Below are 19,728 nucleotides of genomic sequence, written 5' to 3' on the forward strand. Positions count from 1 at the left end.
TAAGTTTTTCCAATAAAATAAGACTGTCTCAGCGAGACAGTCTTACTCTCCGTTATTTCTTGAATCTTCGTTGGATTTTTTTTAACCAGGAATCTTTTTCAGAGAGTATTGGGATTTCTTTTTCCTTATTCGCCAGTTCCATGAAATATTTTTGCGCATCCACGGCTGGCTTATCGTTACGGACGTGTCGATAGGTCCCGTCAGGGTGCAGTTCGCGCGCTTTCGTGTTGTCGGCAAGGTAGACATCCATCAAAGACAGGATTTCCTTCTTGATGGCTTTGTCCAGGATCGGAAACTCTATTTCGACGCGTTTGATCATGTTGCGTGTCATCATGTCAGCGGAAGACAGGAAAAGATTTTCATCGCCATTATGATGGAAATAGTAGATCCGGCTATGCTCCAGGAAGCGTCCGACGATGCTGCGGACATGGATGTTCTCGCTGACGCCCGGCACTTGGGGTTTCAGGCAGCAGATGCCGCGGATGATCAGATCGACCCGAACGCCGGCTTGGCTGGCTTCGTACAGTTTCATGATGACGCGTTTGTCGGTCAAGGAATTCATTTTCGCGATGATATGCCCATTCCCGAATTGTTCATGCGAGGCGATTTCGTCGTCGATGTACTCGATGAAGGAATCACGGATTTCGAATGGGGAGACGTGCAGGTGAGTGTACTCCGGTTGATCGGAATAGCCGCTCAAGTAGTTGAAGAAGTTTGTGGCATCCTCGCCGATTTCCTTATTGGCGGTGAAGATGGCCATATCGGTATAAAGTCTGGCTGTCTTGTCGTTATAATTGCCGGTAGCCAGATGGACATAGCGCACGATCCGGTCATGATGTTTCTTTACGACCATCGTGATCTTGCTGTGGGTCTTCAGGTGGGTCATCCCGTAAAGGACATGTGCACCGGCTTCTTCCAATTCTTTGGCCCATTGCACATTGTTCTCTTCGTCGAAACGGGCTTTCAGCTCGACAAGCACGGTGACCTGTTTGCCGGATTCGGCTGCCGTCTTCAACCCTTCGATGATCGGCGAATCTTTGCTGACGCGGTAAAGGGTCTGCTTGATGGCGATCGTATCTTCATCTTCAGCGGCGCTCTTGATGAAATCGACGACCGGATCGAATGAATCATAAGGATGGTGCAAGAAGACGTCCTGCTTTTCGACCACATCAAAGATGTCTTTTCCTGAAAGATCACTCGGTGTGACAGGAGCGAAGCTAGGGTAAACGTCATCCGGAGAAGCGATCGCCAGATGACGGGTCAATTTGCTGAGGAAAGTAAGATCCAATGGGCCGTTGATCAGGTAGACATCGCGATCGTCAAGATCCAATTCTGTCTGCAGAAAGCGCACATCCCCCTGTAGTGAATCGATTGTATCGCGTGTGTCGACTTCAAGGCGGACTGCAATTCCGTTTTTGCGCTTCTTCAGGTAATCCTGGATGACCAACAGCAGATCATCCGCACCATCCTCATGCAATTCCAAATCCGCATTGCGGGTGATTCGGCAACTGAAACTGTTCGTGACGTTGAAGCCTTTGAATAAGGTATGGATGAAATGGCGCACGACGTCTTCCAGCAGGATGATGCCGATGTCGTTTTTGTCTTCATCCAACAAGATGAACCGTTGCAGCGGAGCGGGAACAGGGACTATCGCAACCCGGGTCGTGTCCTCCTTTTCCAAGTTGACGAAAATGTGGATCAGTTTGTTGTTCAAGTTAGGGAAGGGGCGGTAGGCATCGATCCCGAGCGGAGTCAAAGCAGGGAAAATTTGCTCATGGAAGGTTTCTTCTATCAGCGCGAATTCACTTTTGGAAAGATCGCTGATTTTTTTGATGCGGACATGCTTTTCAGCTAATTTATTCAAAAGTTCATAATAGTATTCATATTGTAAGGAGATGTTTCCGTTATTCTTCTCGGAGATGGCAGACAACTGTTCAAGGGGTCTCATATCGGTTTTGCGGTCAGTCATATGGTAGCCAAGTTTGAACTGATCCTGTAATCCGGCAACCCGAACCATGTAGAATTCATCAAGATTGGAACTTGCTATGGATAAAAAGTTCAGCTGTTCAAGCAAAGGGTTCTGAGGATCTTTCGCTTCCTCAATGACACGTTTGTTGAAGTCCAGCCAACTCAACTCTCGATTGAAATAATAATCTGCATGAGCAAGATTGGGTTTACTATCTGATTCCATCATATTACACATCCGTTCGTTCGATTTGTAAGCTTTATTTATAGCATAATTTTGTTAAATTTCTGTAAATACAATGTTAAGTTTTCCGTTGAGCAGACGCTCGATATGTTTGCGTTGACGCTCGGCACGGTACTCTTCGGCAAGGATATCACCTTTGTAATAGAGCACCAGATCGTGCCCGTTTTTTGTCTTTTTGATTTTGATGTCCCGGATGACTTCCATATGGGAGTCGTTGATGGCATCGGCGAACTTGATGATGCCGCCCATTGATTGCAGCTGATCGATCTGGGTCACGGTGTACCACTCCGTATAGCCCACCAGGTATTGGTTGACGAGCGACCGGTTTTTGAAGCTGGCCAGTAAAGCGATGCTTACCCGTTCCTTGTGGCTGATGCCATCCAAGTCGCTGTTGGAAATGATGTAGAAAGTATGCTGCGAACTGGCGCCGGTCTCGACGAATTGACCCAGATAATAAAGATAGCTTCCGAAATGCAACAGTTTTTCCATATCCGGATTTTTTTCAAATATACCCAGTCGGCACAATTCCTCATACAGCATATCGACCAATTTCACTCTTTGTTGTGCGACATGTGCTAAGGTGTGGTAGCTGGCGGCCAACCTGCTGACCGTTTGAGCCGCTATGTTGAAAACGCTGAAGGCTTTATTTTCGTACTTGTTGTTAAGAAATTCCATCACAATGCCTTCGCGCAAGCCTTTATTGCTGAACAGGAATACTGGGGCCTTCACTTCATCGAAGAGCGTGTTGAATACCACATTAGCCGGTATGATCAAATCGGTGCGGTCCCGGCTCAACCCATCGAGATTCTGCAGTTGCGGAATGCTCAATGACTGGAACAAATCCACTGTCCGTTGGAGGTCATTTCGGTACATGCGGTAACCATGCACGCCCGCTAAACGATAATTGACTTGGCGTTGGTGGACATTTGCGATGCTGCGGGCAGAACCGCCCATGGCTACGATCGGCACTTGTTTCTTGCTCAGCCATTTGATCGATTTGAACTGTTCCTTCACAAATTCCTGCATCTTCTTTATCGCTTTCGGGTCATTGTGTTCCTTGCCGTCAAAGAACATCTGTTTCAAGGTCACAACCCCAAACGGGAAGCTGTGGTATTGCAGGAGCTCTTTATTCTCATAGTAAGTGATTTCAGTGCTGCCACCACCGATGTCGATCGTGATGCCGCTAGGGGATTGGGTCGTATGCAGAACGGCATAATTTCCATAAAAGGCTTCTTTTTCTTCCGGCAACAACAGCATTTCGATGCCTGTCTTCTTGCGCACTTGCGCGATGATGTCGTCGCGGTTGGTGGACTGGCGGATAGCGGCTGTCGCTATCGGCATCAGCGTGCTGACTTGGTACTGGTCAGCTACCGATTTGAAACTTTTCAGGACTTTGATGAGGACATCGATCCCTGCTTGGGACATCTTTTTCTTTTTGTCCAAATACTGAAACAGTCTTGCGGGGGTCTTGATATTCTGGACTTGGAACATCGTAAAGTGTTCATCGATTTCAAAGATGACCAACCGGATGGTGTTGGATCCAATATCGATTAAACCTATTCTCTCTAATAACATGAGCGTCTCCTTCTGAATCCCGGATCTTCCAAGATTCCTCACTTTCCATTTTACTGGAATTCGGCAAGTTTGTCATAAAATTATCTTTTGCTGTTGCCGATTTAGGTAAGAAAACATGGAATTTTGTTACGGTCGGGAATCTTATGTTACGGACAGGTTACAAAACCGTTCGTTAAAAGGCAAAATAAGCAGCGGTTGAATCATTTGATACGAAACGGTAAAAGGATTGCAACCCTTCGTTAAGGGAATTTCGATATAATGAAGGAGCATTTTCCAACGAGAAAAGAGAGGCGTGAGATTTTGAATCATAGAAAGCGTATAGGGAAACTGATGTTGGCCGGCTTGGCAGCGAGTCTGACCCTTTCCATTACACAAGTTCAAGGTTCCACCTTAGATACCTTAACCCAAGAAGAAAAACAGACGGAAGCCCAAATTGCTTCCGTGGAAGTGACAATCGGTGAAACATTAGCGTCGATCAACCTGAAGAAAATGGGGATCGATGACCTGAAAGCACAGATTGTTGCTACTGAAGAGAGCCAAATCGAGACAAGAGCGACTATCGAAGCGCAAAAAGAAGTGATCGCTTCGCGGAAGGAACAACTGAAAACACGGCTCGTTGCCTTGCAGACTTCTGACGCAACGACGAACCAAATTTTGATGTTGATCGATTCCAAAAATTTTGCTGATTTCATCAATAGGGCCTATGTAGTCGGTCAGTTGCAGGCTGCCGATAATGAACAAATCGAATCTGCCATTTCCGAAGAGGAGAAACTAACGGCATTGGAAGAGCAGTTGGCTGATGAAATCCAAACAGTCAAGGCTGCAGAAAGCCGCCTTAAATCCGAATCCACTGCCTTGGCGGAAGAATTGACTTCTTTGAAGAGCATCCTATCCGACAACCAAACCGTGTTGTCGCAAGTGAAAACGGAGTATGCGGATGAAGCTGCCCGCTTGGCTGCCGAAGAGGCTCAAGCCAAAGCTGATGCAGAGGCGGTTGCAGTTGCAGCGAAAGCGGCAGAAGAACAGCAAGTTGCGGTTGCCGAATCGGCATCGTCAGCGTCCGTGCAAGAGAGTGCTGTCGCATCATCCGTGCAAGCACCGGTTAGCCAAATCACAGACAGTTCCGTTGCCGCAGTTGAAACCGCGCCAGTCGTGACTGTTGCTACTCCGACTGTGACGGAAACACCTGCTGCGCAAGGCAAAACATTGGTCGTATCGGCAACAGCCTATTCGCGCCACGAAGCCGGCCTATCCAATTTTACCGCTACAGGCATCGACTTGTCGGTCAATCCGATGGTCATTGCGGTCGATCCTTCCGTGATTCCGTTGGGAAGCTTAGTCAGCGTACCGGGCTACGGCATCGCGATTGCCGGGGATACCGGTGGAGCGATCATAGGAAACAAAATTGACTTGCATATGGAAGATCTGAACGCTGCACTTGCTTTCGGCAGACAGACTTTGACGATCACCATACTGCAATAGATAGAAATTTGAATAGCGTGCGACGGGAACGTATCCGTCGCACGCTATTTCTGCTTTTTCCGGCCCCGAACTCCGGAGAAGCGAGGCTTCGCCGGAGTTCGGGGGCTGCTATCTTTCGTTTCTCCGGCGAGCCGGTCTTCGCCGGAGTTCGAGCTCCGAGTTCTTCCGTTTCTCCGGGCAAGCAAAGGCTCTCCGGAGTTGACAGACTCTCGAACGCTGCGCTTCTCCGGCGAACCAATTCTCCCGCTCCTGTTTTTGTCACATTCACGCAAAAAAGCCAAAAAACAGGCTGCTTCTTTTTTGAGAAGCAGCCTGTTTGAGTTGTCCAGCTACACGGGTTAGCCCTTCGGAAAGAATAAAAGGAACCCCTTGGCTCTACGAGCCAAGGATACTATTCGACTAACCTGCTGACGCAGGAAGTCTCTCAGCATATTGCGCTCTACGATGCTCAGTTGCATGGGGACTCTTAGGGATTCATCCCTTAGAGCCCCAGTACAAGGTGACTGTAGGGAACGTTGCGGACCGATTTCCTAAATTTCTTTCAGGGCTGAACGAACCCGTTCCGCTTTTCTTATTACAAAACTTTGTTCAGGAAATCTTGCGTACGAGGGTGTTGCGGGTTGCCGAATACTTCAGCAGGCGTGCCTTCTTCGACGATGTATCCGCCATCCATGAAGATGACGCGGTGGCCGACTTCTCTTGCGAAGCCCATTTCATGCGTAACCACAACCATGGTCATCCCTTGTTTCGCCAATTCTTTCATGACTTCAAGAACGTCGCCGACCATTTCCGGGTCTAACGCGGATGTCGGTTCATCGAAAAGCATGATTTCCGGATTCATTGCCAATGCGCGTGCGATTGCGACACGCTGTTTTTGGCCGCCGGAAAGGGAACTCGGAAATGCATCAGCTTTTTCGGAAAGTCCGACTGTTTCCAATAGTTCCACAGCTTTCGCTTTTGCGGATTCTTTATTTTCCCTTTTCAGTTCAACCGGAGCCAAGGTGATATTGTCCATTACCGAAAGGTGCGGGAAAAGGTTGAAGTGTTGGAAAACCATCCCGATTTCTTCGCGTACTTCATTGATGTCCGTTGTTTTTTCGGTGATGTCTTTTCCGTCGATCAGCACGTGTCCGTCGGTGACTTCTTCCAGCTTATTGAGACAGCGGAGAAGGGTACTTTTTCCTGAACCGGATGGACCGATGATGCAGACCACTTCGCCTTCAGCGACTTCGAGATCAATCCCTTTCAAAACCTCGTTGGTGCCGAAGCTTTTCTTCAGGTTCATGACATTTATTTTTGCGTTAGCCATTCTTTAATCTCCCTTCAAGGTTTTTGGAAATCTTCGTAAGGATCGTGATGACGATGATGTACATCAAGCCGATGATCAACCACATATTACCGGAAGCGTAGGTTCTGGCGATGATGATCTTACCGGTCTGTGTCAACTCGACAAGTCCGATGATGGACAAAATCGAAGTGTCTTTCAAGGTAATGACGAATTGGTTGATGAATGATGGAATCATGATGCGGATTGCTTGCGGCAAAATGATTTTGTTCATCGTCGTTTGATAAGGTAATCCTAAGCTGCGTCCTGCTTCCATCTGTCCGACATCAACGGCTTTGATACCGCCGCGGAAGATTTCAGCCAGATAAGCTGCAGCGTTCAGACTCAGCGTGATGATACCGGCAACCGTCGAGCTCATCCGGATGCCCATCAATTGCGGAATCGAGAAGTATACGAAGAATGCCAAGACGATCAATGGCACACCGCGCATGATGTCAACATAGATGGTTGCGATCCAGTTCAATGCCTTGTTAGGGGATACGCTGAACAAGCCGATGAAGATACCCAATGCCAATGCGATCACGATGGATGCAAAAGTGATCAGGATCGTTCTTCCCAAACCTTGCAATAATGTTTTCCAGTTTTCTTGGATCAGTCCGAAGAAAGAAGTATTGCTTGCTTCAATGTCGGATCCCAAGTAGTTATTCACGATTTGTTCATACGTGCCGTTGGATTGCAAGTTAGCCAATCCCGTATTGATCATGTTCAACAGTTCCGGATTCGTATCTTTTGCGACTGCGATTCCGTAAGAACCACCGGCTTCTTTATCGGTAGCCAGCTTCAAAGCGATGCCTTGGCCTTCGATAGCGTAAGCCATTACCGGATAATCTTCAAATGCTGCAACGGAATTGCCGGCGATGACATCTTGATACATATTGGCTGAATCATCGAAAGTCGATAAAGTGAAACCAAATTCATCCTTGATGGATTCGGCAAATGTTGCGCCTTCCGTACCGGTTTTCACTGCGACGGTTTTGCCTTCCAGGTCTTCATAGCTGTCGATATCGCTATCGGCAGCCACAGCCATGACAACGCCGCTTTCGAAATACGGTTCGGAAAAATCAAAAGTCTGTTTGCGTTCGTCGGTGATGCTCATGCCGGCGATGACGGCATCCACTTGTTTAGCCTCCAACGCTTGAAGGGCTGCGTTGAATCCCAGTGGACGGATTTCGATTCCGAAACCTTGATCTTTAGCGATCTCGCGGATCAGATCCATGTCGATACCCACATAGTTGCCGTTAGCGTCCTGGAATTCGAATGGGGCGAAAGTTGTGTCGGTTGCGATGATAAAAGTTTTTCCGTTCTGTGCCGGGACATCTAGGCTCGTATCCGCGGAAGCACCGAGGTATTTCTCTTGGATGGCTTGGTATTTGCCATTCTCTTTCAGATTAGCCAAACCGGCATTGAACATTGCCAACAATTCCGGATTAGTATCTTTGGCTACAGCGAAACCGTATGAACCGCCGGCTTCTTTGTCGGTAGCCAGTTTCAGTGCCAGACCTTGGTCCTCGATGGCGTAGGCCATTACTGGGTAATCTTCAAATGCCGCCACAGAATTGCCTGATAGGACATCCTGATACATATTGGCGGAATCTTCAAAAACAGTTGTAGTGAAGCCATATTCAGCCTTGATGGATTCGGCAAAAGTTGCCCCTTCCGTTCCGGTTTTAACGGCTACGTTCTGGCCTTCCAAATCTTCGTAGCTTGAGATGTCGCTGTCATCGGCAACTGCCATGACCACGCCACTTTCAAAATACGGTTCCGAAAAGTCAAAGGTCTGTTTCCGTTCGTCCGTGATGCTCATGCCGGCGATGACGCCGTCAACTTGTTTTGCTTCCAAGGCTTGGAGCGCAGCGTTGAATCCCAAAGGACGAATCTCCACTTCAAATCCTTGATCTTCTGCAATCGCTCGAATAAGGTCCATATCGATGCCGACAAATTCTCCGTTGACATCCTGGAATTCAAATGGTGCAAAAGTGGTGTCTGTCGCGATGACAAACATTTGTGTTTCTGTTGCCTCAACTACTTCGTGCTGGGCTGACCCAAAAATAAAAAAGCCCAAAGCCATGAAGAGCATCGGCAACTTTAGTCGCAGTTTCTTGCTTAACATATTTTTTCCTCCTTATAATCAGCATTCCTTCTGAATAACCATGAGATTACGATGAAGCCTCTGCTTGAATATTCATATAATACCACATTGAGATTATATTTTAAATTCACAGAAACCACAATCGTATAACGACAAAATGATGTTAGAAAAACTAACACGAAAACCGAGCGCTATAAAAACGCTAACAAACAAGTGTCAACCAATCCGGGATATTTGGGGGCGTTCGGAAATGCAAAGCAAAAAGCCCTGATATGATGGCATAAAAGCTGTCATGTCAGGGCTTTTTTTAGGTCTGGTGAGGCAAGTGTGTGATCATTTAAAGGCCCGGCTCAGGTCTTCGATCGCGCCAACCAGTGCATCCAGCTTTTTTTCCATCCGGTGCAGCAGGTACATCGCGATCACGATCGGAAAGCCGGTATTGCTGATCAATTCCATATACGCCAGCACATCCACGTTCGCATCCATTCATTTTCCCTCCTTTCCTACATCTATAAAGACGCAGGAAAGAAGGGATGTGTAACTGTCAGCGTTTCTGTGTCGGAATCACAAATTTTCGTTGATGCAGCGCATGATGGCTTCGGCTACGCCGTTTTCTGAGTTTTTGGAAGTGAGGTACTTCGCGAATTCCTTGACCCCATCCTCGGCATTGGCAACTGCAAAGCTGGCGCCTGCTACTTTCAGCATGGAGACGTCATTGAAGTTATCCCCAATGGCCATGACATTCTCCAAAGGAATCCCTCTTTTTTTGGCGAACTTTGCCAAAGCGATCCCTTTTTGCGCTTCAACATGGTTGATCTCGATATTATTTTTGAAGGAGGAGGTCACGACCACACGGCTGTCTGCGGCCAGTTTGGCGCGGATCGGCTCCAGTTCGCTTTGGCCGACATCGCTGAAGACGAGAATCTTGAGGACTTGCTGTGCGTTGTCTTCCAGAACTTCTTTGAAATTTTCAACGTAGTTTACATGCATCACTTCCAAACGGGCGACCGCCAGAACAAGCGCCATTTTGAAGGTCGTGTCAGGGTTTGTCTCATGCAGCAAGGAAGTCATTGACTCGATCCGGCGCACTTTGTCATCCGAGAAGATGCCCTTGGATGTCATGATTTCGCAATAGAGTCCGTATTTTTTCACATCCTCCAAGATATGGCGGGTGGTTGTTTTGTCGATGCCCAAGTTTTCGACCAGTTGTCCGTCTTCATCGAAGACTTGTCCGCCGTTCAGTGTGATCATAGGGCAATCGATGCCGACTTCCTGCAAGGCCGGAACAGCTTCGGTATACCCTCTGCCGGTAGCGACCATAAATTTAATGCCTAATCTATTTGCTTCATTGATGGCGCTCACGTTCGATGCGGAGACTTCCATCTTATCGTTCAATAAAGTGCCGTCCATATCCGAGACGATCAGTTCAATCATACATTCATCCTCCTGTTCGGTAATTGCAGTATATTCACACTTATATTCTACCACGCTTTTTCAGTTTGACCTGAAATTTGTTCAGGCCCGGCTAAAATAACCGCACGGAAGCCGGATGGACTGAAAAAGATCTGCTTATTATGGTAAGATTATCGATGCGAGTAATGAAAATATTGAGGGACAGTGATGTGAAAAAAATGGCTAAAGCAATTATCCACAACGAGTGGCAAGAAAAGCTGGAACAGGAGTTTGAAGCGCCGTATTATCAACAGCTGCGTGCATTCCTGAAGGAAGAGTATCTGAACGAGACGGTTTATCCCGGAATGCAGCATATCTGGGAAGCCTTCGAATTGACGCCTTACAAAAAGGTGAAAGTGGTCATACTGGGGCAGGACCCTTATCACGGACCCAACCAAGCGCACGGCTTGAGCTTTTCCGTGCAGAAAGGCGTCAAGCTGCCGCCTTCCTTGGTCAACATTTACAAGGAACTGCAGGATGACCTCGGCATTCCGATTGCAAAACATGGCGACTTGACATCTTGGGCGAAGCAAGGCGTTTTCCTGCTGAACACGGTCCTGACGGTCCGAAGCGGGGAAGCCAATTCCCATCGCGGAAAAGGCTGGGAAATGTTGACCGACGCCGTCATCCGAGCGCTGAATGAGCGGGAAGAACCGGTTGTCTTCATCCTCTGGGGAAATGCATCGATAGCCAAAAAAGTGTTCATCGACGCAACGAAACATGTTGTGCTCACTTCGCCGCATCCAAGCCCGTTATCTTCCTATAGAGGGTTCTTCGGGTCGAAGCCTTTTTCCAAAACGAATGAAGCACTCAAATCGTTCGGTATGGAGCCGATCGACTGGCAATTGCCGGAATAATAGAAGAAAGGGGCGCTGCCTGTGAGAGGGAAATCATTGAAGACCAGAAAAGGAAAACTCTACTATCAGGTAGGCGGTAACGGGGATGCGTTGCTTCTGTTGCACGGAAACGGAGAGAGTTCGGACATCTTCGCTCAGCAGTTTCACTATTTCACGAAACACTTCAGGGTCTTGGCGCTCGATACGCGAGGCCATGGCAGATCGGATCTGGGAGTGGAGCGATTGACATTCAAACAGATTACGGAGGACATCCTTGCATTGCTCGAAAAGGAACGGATTCAACGGGTCCACGTGCTGGGATTCAGTGATGGAGGCAATCTGGGCCTGTATTTTGCGGCCCATCACCCGGATCGGATTGTTTCATTGATCGCGATGGGGGCGAATTATGAAGCGGACGGCCTGACCGACGCCTGCAATGAGGAGACGCTGGAACGATACGAGGAGCTGCTTGCTTTGCCGGATACCGATCCGGAAAAAATCCATCGCCTCTGCATCCACAATCTGATGCTGGAGGAATTGGACCTTTCGGCTGAAGCCTTGCGCAGCATCCAAGCGCCAACCTTGCTGCTGGCGGGGGAATTCGATCTGATCCGCGACGACCAAACGGAGGCGATGCATCGCCTGATTCCCGGATCGCAAAAATATATCGTACCCGGGGGAAGCCATGGCTTTTTCGTGGATGATCCGAAAGTGCTGGAACGTCTTGCAAAAAAATTCTATACATCCTTGTGATTTCCGGAGCGTATCAGGCGGTGCTTCCGGGAAATTATGTTAGAATGAAAATCTGAAATGTCGCCGGGGGCAGTCATTCGCTGCCGCGCAATTTTTGGACGGATAAAGTGAAAATGCGAACAAAGACACAATATGTTGCGTGATTTATAAAAACGCACACTACATATTGTGTCTTTCTTGTTGTAATTATATCCTCGCAACCGTATAATGGGTGAATAACAGTTGTGAAAAGGGTGAGGTAAAATGAAGGTAGTGTTTATGTCGTTGACCGGCCAAACGAGGAAGTTCGTAAACAAACTGAACCTTGAGACTATCGAATTGACGGCCGATAACGCCTTCCAACCGATTGAGGAGCCGTTCATCATCGTGGCCCCGACCTACGATAAAGAGGTAACGGATATTCTGGTCGATTTCATCGAGACCGATCGGAACCGTTCTTATTTCAAAGGTGTGGCAGGTGGTGGGAACCTGAATTTCGGTAAGCTTTTCGGGTTTACTGCAAAAGACTTGGCACACGATTATGGCGTCCCGCTGCTGCACTTGTTTGAGTTTCAAGGAAACGAGAAAGACATTCAGATTTTGAAAGAGAAGGTGACGGAACTTGGATAGTCCAAAATTAGTAACCAAAACAGAAGATGTAACCTATTATAAATTGAACAATGAAATCAATCGTCCGATTGATAATGCCATCCCTTTGCATAAGGATAAGGAAGCCGTCAGGGCGTATTTCCTGGAACATGTGAATCCAAACACGGTTTTCTTCTATACTTTGGATGAAAAATTGAATTATTTGATCGAACACGATTATATCGAAAAAGAATTCCTGGAGAAATACCCACTTGATTTCATCAAAAAGTTGATGCAGGATACGTACAACAAGAAATTCCGTTTCAGATCGTTCATGGCGGCCTACAAGTTCTATACCCAGTACGCGCTGAAGACGAACGACGGCAAGCGTTATTTGGAGCGTTACGAAGACCGGATCGTCTTCAATGCACTCTTTTTGGCTGACGGGGACCAGCAGTTGGCTGTCGACTTGGCGGAAGAGATGATCCATCAACGTTACCAACCGGCGACGCCTACCTTTTTGAATGCAGGCAGAAAACGCCGCGGGGAATTGGTGTCGTGTTTCCTGATCCAAACGACGGATGACATGAACAGCATCGGCCGCACGATCAACAGTGCGCTGCAGTTGTCCCGCATCGGCGGAGGCGTCGGCGTCAACCTGTCGAACGTCCGGGCAGCCGGGGATCCGATCAAAAAAATCGAGAATGCGTCGAGCGGCGTCGTGCCGATCATGAAGCTTCTCGAAGACAGCTTCAGCTATTCCAACCAGCTGGGCCAACGCAACGGAGCCGGTGCGGTGTATTTGAACGTATTCCATCCGGACATCGTGGCTTTCCTGTCCACGAAAAAGGAAAATGCCGATGAAAAAATCCGCGTGAAGACACTTTCGCTGGGGCTGGTCATTCCGGATAAATTTTATGAGTTGGCGGCGAAGGACGACCAGATGTACCTGTTCAGCCCGTATGATGTGGAGCGGATCTACGGCAAACCCTTCTCCTATGTCGACATCACCGCGGAATACGAGAACCTGGTCAACAATCCGGAAATCTCCAAATCGAAGATCCGTGCCCGTGACCTTGAAAACGAGATCAGCAAACTGCAGCAAGAATCCGGCTATCCGTACATCATCAACATCGATACGGCCAACCGCGCGAATCCGGTGGACGGAACGATCGTCATGAGCAACCTGTGCTCGGAAATTCTGCAAGTGCAGCAACCCTCCTTATTGAATGATAAACAAGAATATGAAGTGCTGGGAACGGACATCAGCTGCAACTTGGGTTCAACGAACATTCCGAACCTGATGAAATCGCCTGATTTCGGAAAATCGGTCGAAACGATGGTCCGCGCCTTGACTTACGTAACCGACCACTCAAGCATCGATGCGGTCCCTACAATCAAAAATGGGAACGATCAAGCACATACGATCGGTTTGGGCGGCATGGGCCTGCACACGATGTTCGCAACCAATCAGATGCATTACGGTTCGCCGGAATCCATCGAATTCACGGACATCTACTTTATGCTTTTGAATTATTATACGTTGGCGGCCAGCAACAAAATCGCTAAAGAACGCGGGGAAGCATTCGTCAATTTCGAGAAATCCACATACTATACAGGCGAATATTTTGATGCGTACACCGATTCCGATGTCGTCTTCCAATCCGAAAAAGTGAAACAAATCTTCGAAGGAATCAAGGTGCCTACGAAGGAAGAGTGGTCTGGTCTGAAAAAATCCGTCCATGAATTCGGCTTGTATCACCAAAACCGTTTGGCGATCGCGCCGACAGGTTCTATCAGTTATGTAAATGAAACGAGTGCGAGCCTGCACCCGATTACGCGTCTGATTGAAGAGCGGCAAGAGAAGAAAACCGGCAAAACTTATTATCCGGCACCGCAGCTTTCCAACGAAACGATGCCTTATTATCGTTCGGCCTATGATATCGATATGCGCCGGGTCATCGATATTTATGTCGCTGCCCAAAAGCACATCGATCAAGGCATGAGCCTGACGTTGTTCATGCGTTCCGAATTACCTGAAGGCATGTACGAATGGAAAGAAGGCCGCACCAATAAAATGACGACACGCGACCTGAACATTCTGCGCAATTACGCCTGGAGAAAAGGCGCAAAATCCATTTATTATGTGCGTACATTTACGGAAAACAACGACGAAATCGGAGCGAATGCTTGCGAATCATGCACGATCTGATGATGCAGCGCAACGGTATTTGATTACCCGTCATGTAATAATCGGAAAGTCTAACGGAGGAATGAAGGATGGCAAACAAGCCTTATATAGCAATCAATTGGAACAGCATCGAAGACATGCTGGACAAGTTGACATGGGAGAAACTGACGGAACAATTCTGGTTGGATACGCGGATTCCATTGTCCAATGATTTGGACGACTGGCGCACCCTCAGCAAACCCGAGCAGGATATGTTGGGAAAAGTTTTCGGCGGATTGACGCTTCTGGACACGCTGCAATCGCAGGACGGCATCGCAGCCATGAAGGAAGATATGCGCACACAACACGAGGAAGCGGTATTGAACAATATCCAGTTCATGGAATCTGTGCACGCGAAAAGCTACTCTTCGATCTTCAGCACGTTGAACACGAAGGCTGAAATCGAGGACATCTTCAACTGGACGAACAGCAATGAATTCATCCAGCGTAAAGCCAGTCTGATCAACGATATCTACAAGACCGGGAATCAGTTGGAAAAGAAAGCCGCCAGCGTGCTGCTGGAATCTTTCCTTTTCTATTCGGGATTCTACGCACCGCTTTGGTATCTGGGCAACAATAAATTGCCGAACGTGGCGGAGATCATCAAACTGATCCTGCGCGACGAATCGGTCCACGGCACGTATATCGGCTACAAATTCCAGATCGCATTTAACCAACTGTCCGAAACGGAACAGGAAGAAATGAAAAATTGGGTTTATATGCTGACGTATGAACTGTACAACAATGAAGTGAAATACACGCAATACATCTACGACGAGTTGGGCTGGACGGAGCGCGTCAAAGTTTTCATCCGCTACAATGCGAACAAAGCCCTGCAGAACTTGGGCTTCGATCCCTTGTTCCCTGACACGGCTGATGATGTGAATCCAATCGTCATGAACGGTATTTCGACCGGCACCAGCAACCACGATTTCTTCTCGCAAGTCGGGAACGGCTACCTGTTGGGTGCCGTCGAGGCGATGGAAGACGAAGATTACGTCAAATGGATTGATTAAAATAAAAAGCAAGGAGAGCGGCGGATCGATTCGCTGCTTTCCTTGCTTTTTTGCATATGTCCCTCGACAATTCTAGGGTTGCTTGCTGAGCCAGGGTCAGAACCATGAATAACATCCTGTTATCCATGGTTTTAGCCTGAAATCGGGCCAGAACCATGGATAACTTCCGCTTATCCATGGTTTGGCTCGTAATTGGGTCTGAAACCATGAATAACTTCCGCTTATCCATGGTTTCAGCCTGAAATCGGGCCATAAAGATGAATAATTTCCGCTTATCCATGGTTTCAGCCTGAAATCGGACCATAAAGATGAATAATTTCCGATTATCCATCTTTATGGCTATACCTGACTGCCTATCTGTACAAAAATGCTGCAGCCGCATGGTTTCATTGCTGTTTACAAAACCATTACAACGAATTTAACTGATATTTACAACCATCTGGTAGTATTTATTTGTAGTCAAATACGGAATGAGAATGAATGAAACATCATTCATAAATAAGGAGAGAAAAAAATGAGATTGTCCAACAAAAGATTGTTTGCGGGTTTGGCCTTAAGCAGTATGCTAATTTTGAGTGCGTGCGGAACAGAGGCAGCGACTACTACTGAGGCGGAAGTCGATCTGAATGCATTGACACTGGGTGAAATCGAAACGCAAGCCCAAGAAGAGGGCCATGTGGAATCAGTAGGGATGCCGGATACGTGGGCTAACTGGGGCGAGACTTGGGAAGAGCTGGATACGACATATGGTTTGACGCATGCCGATACGGATATGAGTTCAGCGGAAGAATTGGCGTTATTCAAGGCTGAACAGAATAATCCGACGAAAGACATCGGCGACGTCGGTCAATCGTTCGGGCCCGTAGCAGAAGAGGACGGGTTGACCTTAGCTTATAAAACTTCTTATTGGGATGATATCCCCGAGTGGGCCAAGGATGATGACGGCGATTGGATCGTCGGATACTACGGAACGCTTTCGTTCATCACTAATTCGGAAAAAGTAACAGACGCCCCGACAAGCTTTGCCGATATCCTGGCGGGCGATTACAAAGTAACGGTTGGCGATGTAAATGCCGCTACACAAGCGCAAAACGCAGTATTGGCAGCGGCAATCGCTAATGGCGGAGATGAAACAAACTTAGATCCCGGCATTGCTTTCTTCGCGCAATTAGCTGAACAAGGCAGATTGGACTTGGGCGATACGTCATTGGCCCGTTTGGAATCAGGCGAAATCGAAGTCGGATTGTTCTGGGACTTCAACGCATTGAATTATGCAAACCAGGTTGCAGAAACGAATCCGAACGCCAGTTTTGAAGTGACCATTCCGCAGGATGGAACGATCCAAAGCGGATACGCAACAGTCATCAATGCGACCGCGCCTAACCCGCATGCCGCAGCATTGGCCCGTGAATATATCCTTTCTGATGAAGGACAGATCAATTTGGCAAAAGGCTATGCACGTCCGATCCGCGATAATGTCGAATTGCCGCAAGAAGTGCAGGATATCCTGCTTCCGGCAGAACAATATGTCAAGGCACAACCGGTTTCCGATTTCGATGCATGGGAAGAGGCTGCAGCCGGTCTTGGCCAAAGATGGCAAGAAGAAGTCCTGACGAAAGTAAAATAATCGAGGTTGAATACAGTGGATAAAGTGATTTTTGTAGTGTTGGACGGATTGAATGCCAAGACAGCCCATAACCATATGGGCTTCTTGGAGCATCTGGTCGAAAAGGGAATTATGGCGGCTTATACCGTCAAATCAGAGATGCCTGCGCAATCAAGGCCTCTGTATGAAGTCTTGCAGTCTGGTGTGCCATCTTCTGAAAATGGCATTACCTCAAACCGAACGGTCCGTCGTTCCAAAGAACGGAGCGTTTTTGAGATCGCCAAGGATAATGGACTCAAAACGGGTGCAGCCAGTTATTACTGGGTAAGCGAACTCTATAACCGCGCACCGTTTCAATTGATGGAGGACAGGATCCAACTGGATACGGATTCCCTCATCGAGCATGGCATTTTTTATCACGAGGATCATTACCCGGACAGCCATCTGATTGCGGACGGCGATTACCTGATCCGGAAGAAGGCGACGGATTATACGCTGATCCATTCGATGAACATCGATGACGCGGGCCATAAATTCGGTGCCGGCAGCAAGGAATATGTCCAGGCGACCGTCCGAGTGGATGCCGAACTTTCCCAGTACATCTGGAGATGGATGAACGAAGGCTATCAGATTGTGGTCACTTCCGACCACGGCATGAATGATTATCATACGCATAATGGCATCTCGGATGAAGACCGTCTTGTCCCGCTGTATTTGTTTTCGGAAAAAGTGATCATCAAGGATTTCCGCAAAGAAGGTGCCGTTGTGCCCCAACTGGAAATAGCGCCATTCTTATGCAGATTATTGGGCATTCCGGCTGGGGATCGGATGCAGGCGATTCAGGGCATCCTTATGAAAAGGGGCTCAGATGATGATGCAGCGGAATGAAAAACGCAAGTACCTAGTATTGTTGTTGCCGTTCGCGCTGCTGATCCTCCTGTTCGAACTGCTGCCGTTAGCCAATATCCTCATCAACAGTTTTTTGGAACCCGGAACAGGCGGCATTACGTTCGCCAACTTCACGACCATTTTTACGAGCGATTATTATCTGATGTCGATCAAGAACAGCCTGTTCGTTTCCTTGCTTTCCGCATTTATCGGGATTGCGATCGCGCTCCTGGGCGCCTATGCCATCCATACGGCAGGAGACAGAATGAAAAAGCTCTATATCACGACATTGAATATGACCTCGAACTTCCAAGGCATCGTATTGGCTTTTGCCTTCATTCTGCTCTTGGGGAATTCAGGGATCCTGACAACCTTGGGTGAAAAATGGAACTTGGCCGCCTTGAACAACTATGATCTGTACACAACATCGGGTATCCTGATTACCTTCATTTATTTCCAAATACCATTGGCTACCTTATTGCTCTATCCTTCTTTTGACGGCATCAAGACAGAATATAAGGAAGCCGCCAGTCTGATGAATGCGACGACTTGGCAATTCTGGTCAAAAATTGGTCTCCCATTGGTGTTGCCCAGCATTTTCGGAACATTTTCCGTTCTGTTTTCGAATGCATTGGCGGCCTATGCGACACCCTATGCTCTGTTGGGGAACAATTATGCCTTGTTGCCGATCAGGATTTCATCCATGTTCACGGGCGATGTCGTGCAACAAGTGGAATTGGGAAGTGCCTTGTCGATCGTGATGCTCGTATTGATGAGCACGATGACCTTGATAAGCAACAGTCTATTGAAGAAATTCAGAAAGGGTGTGTGAAAAATGAAGAAACGAAGCAATGCCTTTTCTTCATTCATAATCCTGATCCTTTCGATCCTCCTGTTGCTGCCTCTGTTTGTGACGCTGCTGAATTCTTTGTTCAGGGACTTGAGCAACATCATCCCTGAAGGCTTCACTTTATCGTTCTATGCAGATATTTTTGCGGGTTCGGGAGGCATGACAGGCGCGATCGGCAGGTCTTTGGTGATTGCCATCATACCGACGCTCGTTTTATTGGTGCTTCTGTTATTGGCGATGTATGTCGTGCAGATCCATTATCCAAAGTGGGATAAATACCTGGATCTGTTGTCGAAAATCCCGTATGGCATCCAAGGGGTCATCCTCGCGGTCTCGATCATTTCGCTATATGCTTCTTCCAGCACTTTTCTGTCGAACCGTATTTTTTTGCTGAGCTGTGCCTATGGGGTCGTGATTCTGCCCTATATGTACCAAGGCATAAAAAATGCGTTGACCACATTGGAAATTATGCCGATTCTGGAGGCTGCGGAGACACTGGGGGCGAGCAAGCTTTATGCCTATTTCCGGATCATCGTGCCCAGTGTATTGAAAGGGTTGGTTGCGACGATACTGCTCTCGATAGGCATCCTGTTCAGCGATTTCGTGCTGGTTAACATCATTGCCGGCAGCTACTACGAAACAACCAGCATTTTCCTGGATAAAACCAGAAGCGTATCGGGTCATGCCGCAAGCGCGATTTCGGTAGTCATCTTCTGCATGATGCTGATTTTGACCAATTTGGCGGGATATTTGGGATCGAAAGAGACCAAAAAAGCAAAAACGAACGCCACAACAAATGAATAAGAACCACATTTTGTGAAGTATAGAGG

The 19,728-nt window shown here is 47.7% G+C and carries 16 protein-coding genes; 10 read left to right on the forward strand and 6 right to left on the reverse strand.

Annotated features, from left to right (window positions below):
* Positions 1–52: 52 nt before the first annotated feature.
* Positions 53–2,194 (reverse strand): RNA degradosome polyphosphate kinase, encoded by a 2,142-nt coding sequence (locus C8U37_RS12830; protein WP_245879844.1) that lies wholly within the window; start codon positions 2,192–2,194, stop codon positions 53–55.
* A gap of 51 nt (positions 2,195–2,245) precedes the next feature.
* Positions 2,246–3,784 carry a Ppx/GppA family phosphatase gene (locus C8U37_RS12835; RefSeq protein ID WP_108033611.1) on the reverse strand — a complete coding sequence of 513 codons (1,539 nt, stop codon included), beginning with the start codon at positions 3,782–3,784 and terminating at the stop codon, positions 2,246–2,248.
* A 300-nt stretch (positions 3,785–4,084) separates the two neighbouring features.
* Here C8U37_RS12835 and C8U37_RS14780 point away from each other — a divergent pair, with 300 nt between their 5' ends.
* Entirely contained in the window at positions 4,085–5,266 is a 1,182-nt protein-coding gene (locus C8U37_RS14780) for a 3D domain-containing protein (protein WP_170100293.1), read from the forward strand.
* A 574-nt stretch (positions 5,267–5,840) separates the two neighbouring features.
* Here C8U37_RS14780 and C8U37_RS12845 read toward each other — a convergent pair.
* The 4 genes from C8U37_RS12845 to C8U37_RS12860 form a co-directional block, all read right to left on the reverse strand.
* Positions 5,841–6,575, reverse strand: coding sequence for an amino acid ABC transporter ATP-binding protein (locus C8U37_RS12845; RefSeq protein WP_170100294.1), 735 nt, complete (start codon positions 6,573–6,575; stop codon positions 5,841–5,843).
* The gene (locus tag C8U37_RS12850) at positions 6,568–8,721 is read right to left on the reverse strand and encodes an amino acid ABC transporter substrate-binding protein/permease (RefSeq protein ID WP_170100295.1); all 2,154 of its coding nucleotides are present in this window, start codon (positions 8,719–8,721) and stop codon (positions 6,568–6,570) included. Before C8U37_RS12850 ends, C8U37_RS12845 begins: the two co-directional genes overlap by 8 nt.
* Before the next feature lie 312 nt (positions 8,722–9,033).
* Positions 9,034–9,186 carry a YvrJ family protein gene (locus C8U37_RS12855; RefSeq protein ID WP_084253768.1) on the reverse strand — a complete coding sequence of 51 codons (153 nt, stop codon included), beginning with the start codon at positions 9,184–9,186 and terminating at the stop codon, positions 9,034–9,036.
* A 78-nt stretch (positions 9,187–9,264) separates the two neighbouring features.
* Positions 9,265–10,134, reverse strand: coding sequence for a Cof-type HAD-IIB family hydrolase (locus tag C8U37_RS12860; protein WP_108033613.1), 870 nt, complete (start codon positions 10,132–10,134; stop codon positions 9,265–9,267).
* Positions 10,135–10,331: 197 nt separating this feature from the next.
* Between C8U37_RS12860 and C8U37_RS12865 the strand changes: the two genes are divergently transcribed.
* From C8U37_RS12865 to C8U37_RS12910, 9 genes are all read left to right on the forward strand, one after another.
* Positions 10,332–11,009, forward strand: a complete 678-nt coding sequence (locus tag C8U37_RS12865; protein WP_108033632.1) for a uracil-DNA glycosylase — start codon at positions 10,332–10,334, stop codon at positions 11,007–11,009.
* 36 nt (positions 11,010–11,045) lie between these two features.
* Positions 11,046–11,741 carry an alpha/beta fold hydrolase gene (locus C8U37_RS12870; protein WP_170100297.1) on the forward strand — a complete coding sequence of 232 codons (696 nt, stop codon included), beginning with the start codon at positions 11,046–11,048 and terminating at the stop codon, positions 11,739–11,741.
* 243 nt (positions 11,742–11,984) lie between these two features.
* Positions 11,985–12,350 carry a class Ib ribonucleoside-diphosphate reductase assembly flavoprotein NrdI gene (nrdI, locus tag C8U37_RS12875; RefSeq protein ID WP_108033615.1) on the forward strand — a complete coding sequence of 122 codons (366 nt, stop codon included), beginning with the start codon at positions 11,985–11,987 and terminating at the stop codon, positions 12,348–12,350.
* On the forward strand, positions 12,343–14,520 hold the full coding sequence (nrdE, locus tag C8U37_RS12880; protein WP_108033616.1) for a class 1b ribonucleoside-diphosphate reductase subunit alpha: 2,178 nt from the start codon (positions 12,343–12,345) through the stop codon (positions 14,518–14,520). Before nrdI ends, nrdE begins: the two co-directional genes overlap by 8 nt.
* 68 nt (positions 14,521–14,588) lie before the next feature.
* Entirely contained in the window at positions 14,589–15,554 is a 966-nt protein-coding gene (gene nrdF / locus C8U37_RS12885) for a class 1b ribonucleoside-diphosphate reductase subunit beta (RefSeq protein ID WP_108033617.1), read from the forward strand.
* Between the two features lie 514 nt (positions 15,555–16,068).
* A complete protein-coding gene (locus C8U37_RS12895) occupies positions 16,069–17,181 on the forward strand; it encodes an ABC transporter substrate-binding protein (RefSeq protein WP_108033619.1) in 1,113 nt (370 codons plus the stop codon).
* A 15-nt stretch (positions 17,182–17,196) separates the two neighbouring features.
* A complete protein-coding gene (locus C8U37_RS12900) occupies positions 17,197–18,048 on the forward strand; it encodes an alkaline phosphatase family protein (protein ID WP_108033620.1) in 852 nt (283 codons plus the stop codon).
* A complete protein-coding gene (locus tag C8U37_RS12905) occupies positions 18,029–18,880 on the forward strand; it encodes an ABC transporter permease (protein ID WP_211306252.1) in 852 nt (283 codons plus the stop codon). The genes C8U37_RS12900 and C8U37_RS12905 overlap by 20 nt, the downstream gene beginning before the upstream one ends.
* Positions 18,881–18,883: 3 nt before the next feature.
* Positions 18,884–19,702: an ABC transporter permease gene (locus tag C8U37_RS12910; protein WP_108033621.1), complete on the forward strand. Its 819-nt coding sequence runs from the start codon at positions 18,884–18,886 to the stop codon at positions 19,700–19,702.
* Positions 19,703–19,728: the final 26 nt, after the last annotated feature.

It is taken from the genome of Trichococcus patagoniensis (genome assembly GCF_003051085.1).
Classification (GTDB): Bacteria; Bacillota; Bacilli; order Lactobacillales; family Aerococcaceae; genus Trichococcus; species Trichococcus patagoniensis.

Coding starts and splice junctions, on each gene's coding strand:
- C8U37_RS12845 (WP_170100294.1), bottom strand. CDS start 6,575: ATGGCTAACGCAAAAATAAATGTCATGAACCTGAAGAAAAGCTTCGGC.
- C8U37_RS12910 (WP_108033621.1), top strand. CDS start 18,884: ATGAAGAAACGAAGCAATGCCTTTTCTTCATTCATAATCCTGATCCTT.
- C8U37_RS12860 (WP_108033613.1), bottom strand. CDS start 10,134: ATGATTGAACTGATCGTCTCGGATATGGACGGCACTTTATTGAACGAT.
- C8U37_RS12905 (WP_211306252.1), top strand. CDS start 18,029: ATGATGATGCAGCGGAATGAAAAACGCAAGTACCTAGTATTGTTGTTG.
- C8U37_RS12895 (WP_108033619.1), top strand. CDS start 16,069: ATGAGATTGTCCAACAAAAGATTGTTTGCGGGTTTGGCCTTAAGCAGT.
- nrdI (WP_108033615.1), top strand. CDS start 11,985: ATGAAGGTAGTGTTTATGTCGTTGACCGGCCAAACGAGGAAGTTCGTA.
- C8U37_RS12830 (WP_245879844.1), bottom strand. CDS start 2,194: ATGATGGAATCAGATAGTAAACCCAATCTTGCTCATGCAGATTATTAT.
- C8U37_RS12855 (WP_084253768.1), bottom strand. CDS start 9,186: ATGGATGCGAACGTGGATGTGCTGGCGTATATGGAATTGATCAGCAAT.
- C8U37_RS12850 (WP_170100295.1), bottom strand. CDS start 8,721: ATGTTAAGCAAGAAACTGCGACTAAAGTTGCCGATGCTCTTCATGGCT.
- C8U37_RS12835 (WP_108033611.1), bottom strand. CDS start 3,784: ATGTTATTAGAGAGAATAGGTTTAATCGATATTGGATCCAACACCATC.
- C8U37_RS12865 (WP_108033632.1), top strand. CDS start 10,332: ATGGCTAAAGCAATTATCCACAACGAGTGGCAAGAAAAGCTGGAACAG.
- nrdF (WP_108033617.1), top strand. CDS start 14,589: ATGGCAAACAAGCCTTATATAGCAATCAATTGGAACAGCATCGAAGAC.